This window comes from Longimicrobium sp. (genome assembly GCF_036280135.1).
In the GTDB taxonomy this organism is placed as follows: domain Bacteria; phylum Gemmatimonadota; class Gemmatimonadetes; order Longimicrobiales; family Longimicrobiaceae; genus Longimicrobium.
In genome coordinates this window covers 1-6,630 of record NZ_DASURI010000190.1, presented here as the reverse complement: position 1 = coordinate 6,630, position 6,630 = coordinate 1, and the positions used below count along the sequence as shown (strand labels likewise).

Annotated in this window: 1 protein-coding gene; it reads right to left on the bottom strand. The window is 75.1% G+C overall.

Features of this window, described 5'->3' with window-relative positions:
• Positions 1-6,630, bottom strand: a 6,630-nt coding sequence (locus tag VFZ20_RS05540; RefSeq protein ID WP_329682841.1) for a non-ribosomal peptide synthetase, incomplete at both ends; no start/stop codon positions are given.

Here is a 6,630-nt window from a genome sequence, read left to right as displayed (position 1 = left end):
AGGGCCCGCGGGAGGTGGATGGGGACCCGCGCGCCGCGAAAGCGCATCATGGCCGGGCGCGGGTGGTCCGTGGGCAGGGGCAGCAGCTCCGGCGCGCCGGCCAGCCGCTCCGTCCACCACGCCAGCAGCCCGTCCAGCGTGCCGCCGGAGAGCCGCGCGCGCTGCCAGGCGGCCACGTCCGCGTACTGCACGGCCAGGGGGGCCAGCGGCGACGGCTCGCCCCGGCCGTACGCGCCGTAGAGCGCGGCCAGCTCGCGGAACCACACGTCCTGGCTCCACTCGTCCGTCACCAGGTGGTGCATGCAGACGAGGAGCGCGTGGTCGTCGTCCGCCAGCCTGAGGAGCCGCGCGCGGAAGAGCGGGCCGGCCGCCAGGTCGAACGGGCGGTCCGCCTCGTCCGCCGCGCGCCGGCGCACCTCCGCCTCGCGCGCCTCCGGGTCCAGGGCGGACAGGTCGTCCACGGGGAGGGCGAAGCCGCCAAAGGGGGCAATGGCCTGCGCGGGCGCGCCGTCCTCCTCGCGCACCGTCGTCCGCAGGGCCTCGTGCCGGCGGACCACCTCGCCCAGCGCCCGCTCCAGCGCCGCGGCGTCCAGTGTTCCCCGCAGCCGCAGGAAGACGGGGACGTTGAAGAAGGCCTGCCCGGGCTGCAGCCGGTCCAGGAACCACAGCCGCTCCTGCGCGAACGAGAGCGGCAGCGGCCCGCCGCGGTCCACGGGAACGATGGGGGACGGCGGCGGGGTGAATCTTCCCCGCAGCGCCCGCACCCGCTCCGCCACCCGCGCCACGGTGGGCGCCTCGAACAGGGCCCGCAGGGGCAGCTCCACCCCCAGGGCCTCGCGGATGCGCGACACCAGGCGCATGGCCAGCAGCGAGTGCCCCCCGCGGTCAAAGAACCCGTCGTGCCGGCCCACGCGCTCCACGCCCAGCACCGACGCCCACAGCTCCGCCAGCCGCGCCTCGACCTCCGTCTCCGGCGCGGCGTAGGGCTCGCGCGCGGCGTACGCGGGCGCGGGCAGCCGGCGGCGGTCCACCTTGCCGCTGGAGTTCAGCGGCAGCGCGTCCAGGAGGACGAAGGCCGACGGCACCATGTGCTCCGGCAGCCGCGCCCGCAGGTGCGCCCGCAACGCGTCCTCGATCCCCTCCGCGGATTCTGCGGACGCGGCGGGTTCGGCCGATGCTGCGGATTCTGCGGATCCGGTCGATCCGGCAGCTTCTGCGGATTCCGCGGATTCGATCGATCCGACCGATGCCGCGGATCCGGTCGGTGTGGTGGATTCGGTCGATGCGGCGGATTCGATCGATGCGGCGGATTCGGCCGACGCGGCGGACGCGGGGACGACGTAGGCGGCCAGGCGGGGGCCGCCCGGCGCGTCCTCGCGGGCCATGACAAAGGCCTGGCGCACGGCGGGATGCTCCGTCAGGGCCGCCTCCACCTCGCCCGTCTCGATGCGAAAGCCGCGGATCTTGACCTGGTGGTCCACGCGGCCCAGGAACTCCAGGTTGCCGTCCGCCAGCCAGCGCATCCGGTCGCCCGTGCGGTAGCGCCGCGCCCCCCGCGCCGACGGGTCGGGAACAAAGCGCTCGGCCGTGAGCGCCGGCCGGCCCAGGTAGCCGCGCGCCAGCCCCTCGCCGGCCACGTACAGCTCCCCCGGCACGTCCACCAGGGTGGGCCGCAGCCCGCCGTCCAGCACGTGCAGGCGCACGTTGCCTTGCGGCGTGCCGATGGGAAGGTTGGGCCAGCGGCGGGAGTGGTCCACGCCCGCCTCCAGCCGCAGCATGGTGGAGGTGCAGGCCGTCTCGGTAAGGCCAAAGACGTGCGCCAGCTCGCCGCCCACCGTGGCCCACTCCGCCAGGCGCTCGGGCGAGACGCGCTCGCCGCCCACCAGCACGAAGCGCAGGCACTCCGGCACGCGGGCGCCGGCGCGGGCCAGCTCGTGCACCCACTGGTGCCACAGGGCCGTGGGCAGCTCCAGGCTGGTGACGCCCAGGGCGCGGATGGCGCGCGAAAGCTCCGGCGGCGAAAGCAGCTCCGCGCCGGCCACCGCCACGGCCGCGCCGGCGAACCAGGTGGGGTACAGCTCCTCCACCACCACGTCGAACGCGGGCGAGGCGAACTGCAGCACGCGGTCGTCCGGGCGCAGCGCCATGCGCGCCGCGAAGTCCGTGGCAAAGTTGACCACGGCGCGGTGGGCCACCGCCACGCCCTTGGGCCGGCCCGTGGAGCCGGAGGTGTAGATGACGTACGCCAGGTTGTCGGGCCCGGCGCCGCTCTCCGGCGCCGCGTCGCCCTCCGCGTCGATGGCGGCGGCGTCCCCGTCCAGGCGAACGACCCGCGCGGCCCCGGCCCGGGCGCGCGCCGCCAGCGCATCGGTGGTCAGCAGCACGCGCGCGCCGGCGTCGTCCAGCATGTAGGCCAGCCGCTCCGCCGGGTACTCCGGGTCCAGGGGAACGTAGGCGCCCCCGGCCTTGAGCACGCCCAGCGTGGCCACGAGCATCTCCGGGCCGCGGCCCAGCAGGATGCCCACGCGGGCCTCGGGGCCCACGCCCAGGCGGCGCAGGTGGTTGGCCAGGCGGTTGGCCCGCGCGTCCAGCGCGGCGTACGGGATCTCGCCGCCGGGGTGCACGACGGCCGGCGCGCCCGGCGTGCGCAGCGCCCGCGCGGCGAACAGCTCGTGCAGGCAGCGGTCGCGGGGAAACGGCACCTCCGTGCGGTTCCACGCGTCCAGCAGGCGCCGCTCGTCCCCGCCCACCAGCTCCAGGTCGCGCACGGGGACGGCGGGGTCGCGGGCCACCTGCTCCAGCAGGTGGTCCAGCGCCGACACCCAGCGCTCCACGGTGCCGCCGTCAAAGAGGTCCGCGCGGTACTCGCAGGTCAGGCGCAGGTCCTCGCCCGCCTCCACGAAGTTCACGTCCAGGTCCATCTTGACGCCGCCGCCGAAGTTGGGCTCCATCCGGGCGCGCAGCCCGCCCAGCGACGCCGCGCCGGCGCCCTGGCGGTCCAGGTTCATCAGCACGGAGAACAGGGGCGCGCGGCCCCCGTCGCGGGTGCCAGGCAGGGACGCCACCAGCCGCGGAAGCGAGAACCGCTGGTGCTGCACGCCCCGCAGCGTGGTGCCCCGCACGCGCCGCGCGAGGGCCAGGAACGTCTCCGCCTCGTCCACCCGCACGCGCACGGGGAGCATGTTGATGGCGTAGCCCACCAGCGACGCGGCGTCGCCTCCGTCCGCCTGCCCGGCGGAGGGCGTGCCCACCACCACGTCGTCCTGCCCGGCCAGCCGCGCCAGCCACAGGGCCTGCGCGGCCAGCAGGGCGTGGAACGGCGTGAGCCCGTGGGGCCGCACGGCGGCGGCCAGCCGCCGCGCCAGCCCCGGGGCCAGCGCGCGGGCCACCTGCTCGCCGCGGTAGCCGCGCACGGCGGGCCGCGGCCCGGGCGTGGGCAGCTCCAGCACGGGCACGCCGCCGGCGAACTGCGCGCGCCAGTACGCCTGCGCCTCGTCGTCGTCGTCCAGGGCGGCGCCGTGCGCGCGCACCAGGGCCGCGTAGTCCGGCGGCGGCGGCAGCTGGGCCGTGCGCCCGTCCCGCGCGGCCGTGTAGAGCGCGTCCAGCTCCTTCCACAGGATGGCGAACGACCAGCCGTCCAGGGCCACGTGGTGCGCCTCGAACAGCAGCACGTGCTCGTCGCTGGCCACGCGGGCCAGGGCAAAGCGCGCCACGGGGCCGTGCTCCAGGTCGAACGGGCGGCGCACGGTGCGGCGCACCCACGCCGTCACGGCCGCCTCGCGCGCGTCCGCCGGCAGGGCGCCAAAGTCCTCGCGGGGCAGCTCCACCCTCCGCGCGGGGTGAATGCGCTGCGCCTCGCCGTCGGGGGTGAGGGTGATGCGCAGGGCATCGTGGCGGTCCACCAGGGCCTGCAGGGCGCGGTGCAGCGCGTCCGCGTCCAGGGCGCCGTGCAGGCGGATGGAGCTGGATTCGATGTAGGCCAGCGACGCCTCGTCCCCCATCTGCGACTCGATCCACAGCTGCCGCTGCCCGTCCGTCAGGGGAACGCGGCGGATGCCCTGCCCCGCCCCGTCCCTGTCGTCCTCCGCGGCGGACGCGGCATCGGCGGATCGCCCGGCATCGGCGGATCGCGCGGCATCGGCGGATCGCTGGGCATCGGCGGATCGCGCGGGATCGACGGATGCGGCATCGGTGGATCGCCCGGCATCGGCAGATCGCGCGGCATCGGCGGTTCGCGCGGAGGAGGCAGCGGATTCGGAGACGACGGAGGCGGATGCCGCGACCTCGATCCGCACCGGACCGGCATGGGCCCCGCGCGCGCCGTTGGGGCCGGACGGGGCGGACGGGTCGGGGAGAAAGCCGCCGCTCCGCATGGCCTCGGCCGAGGCGCGGACGGCGTCGAACACGCGGTCCAGGTCCTCGTCCGTGTGCGCGTCGGACAGAAAGTGCGTCCCCGTCTCCGGGATCACATGGACGCCGTGGAGCACCAGGTGATGGTTGAACAGGTCCGCGAACTTGACCTCCGGCCCAAAGAAGAAGCGGAACGACGAGGCAAAGTGCGCCGCCGTGACGGGGTATCCGCCCGCGTCGAAGAACGCGTTCAGCCGGTGCGCCAGGTGCGCCGTCCGCTCGTTGAGCGCGTCGTACAGGGGCTGGCCGCGGCGCTGGATCTCCTCCAGGATGGAGACCGTCACGGCCATGGAGATGGGGTGCTTCCAGAAGGCGCCGGCAAAGAGGGTGCGCTGCGCCGGGGGGAACGAGTCGTCGCCGTAGCGCCACACGCCGCCGTCAAAGACGCTCATGGGCTCGCGCTTGCCCGCCACCACGCCCATGGGCAGCCCGCCCGCCACGATCTTGCCGTACGTCACCAGGTCGGCGTCGATGCCAAAGTGGGCCTGCGCGCCGCCGGGCCCCATCCGGAACCCCGTGATGAGCTCGTCGAACAGCAGCAGCGCGCCGGCTTGGCGCGTCATCCGCCGCAGCTCGCGCAAAAACGCGAACGGCTGCAGGTCCGGCCGGCGGCTCTGCACGGGCTCCACCATCACCAGGGCGATCTCGTGCAGGTGCTCCGCCAGGCGGGCCAGCGACGCGGGCTCGTCGTACTCCAGCATCAGCACGTCGCCCAGGGGCAGCGGGGGCACGCCGGGCGCGCTGGGCCGCACCTCGCCGCCGGGCATCATCCGCCCCAGCACGAGGTCCGCCCAGCCGTGGTAGCTGCCGGCGAAGTACGCCACCTTGGTCCGCCCCGTGTACGCGCGGGCGGCGCGGACGGCGCCCGTGACGGCCTCCGTGCCCGAGTTGCAGAACACCGCGCGCTCGTTGCCGCCCAGCGCGCAGACGAGCTCCGCCGCGCGGCCGGCCAGCGCCGACTGCGGACCCAGGCCGTAGCCCGCCTCGATCTGCTCCTGCAGGGCGCGGGTGACAAAGTCCGGGGCGTGGCCAAACAGGTTGCAGCCGAACGACATCCCCGTGTCCACGTACTCGTTGCCGTCCACGTCCCACACGCGCGAGCCGCGGGCGCGGCGGCCCACGATGGGGTACGTGATCTCCTTCCACGCGCGGCGAAACCGGGCCGTCACCCGCGTGTCGGCCAGGGGCACGTGGTAGCGGGCCTGGTGCGCCTTGGACCCTTTCGTCCGCTCCACGTACCGGGCGATGAAGCCGTCCAGGTACGCGCGCTGCTCCGCCGTCATCCCCGCCGGCGCGTCCGTGTTCAGCGGCTGATAGGCCACGAACGTCGGCGGCTGGATGCGGGCCCGCGGCGCCCCCTCCCCCTCGTGCGGTGCCGGTCGTCCTCCATCCGCCGATCCGGATCGTCCGGCCTCGGCTGATCCGGATCGCTCCTCATCCGCCGACATCGATCGCGCCACGTCATCCGATGCCGATCGCGCGATGTCCGCCGACCCCAATCGCCCGAAGTCAGCCGACGCCGATCGTCCCGCGTCCGCCGACATCGATCGCGCCACGTCATCCGGTGCCGACCGCGCGATGTCCGCCGAGGCCGATCGCCCTTCATCCACCGGGCCCGATCGCCCGATGTCAGCCGACGCCGATCGTCCCGCGTCCGCCGATGGAGATCGCACCCCATCCGCCGATGCCGATCGCACCTCGTCCGCCGTCGATTCGGCGGCAGGGACTGGATGGACGACGGCGGGGAGCGTGGGGGCGGGCTGGCCGGTGACGGCGGCGAGCTGCTGCGCCATCAGCTGCGTCATGGCCTGGAGCTGCTGCGCGATCACCTGCTGCACCACGCTGCTCCCCTCCGGCGCCGCGGACAGCGCCCCGGCCGGGTAGAACGCGGGCGGCGCGGGCACCACGCGCGGCGCCGCGGCCGCGGACATGGACGGCGCGGGCTCGGCGAATCCGACGGGTTCGGCCGATGACGGGGCATCCGCGGACAAAGCGGCGTCCGCGAGCGCGTCGGGATCGTGGACGACGGCGTCCGGAGGAAGGACGCCGTCGATGTGGCGCGCGAGGGCGTCCAGCGTGGCCATCTCCTCCAGCACCTCGATGAGGGCCAGGCGCACGCCCATCCGCTTTTCGATGGCCGAGATGGCCTGCAGCAGGAGCAGCGAGTCGAAGCCCGCCTGGAACAGGTCCACCTCCGCCCGCACGTGCTCCCGCGCGATC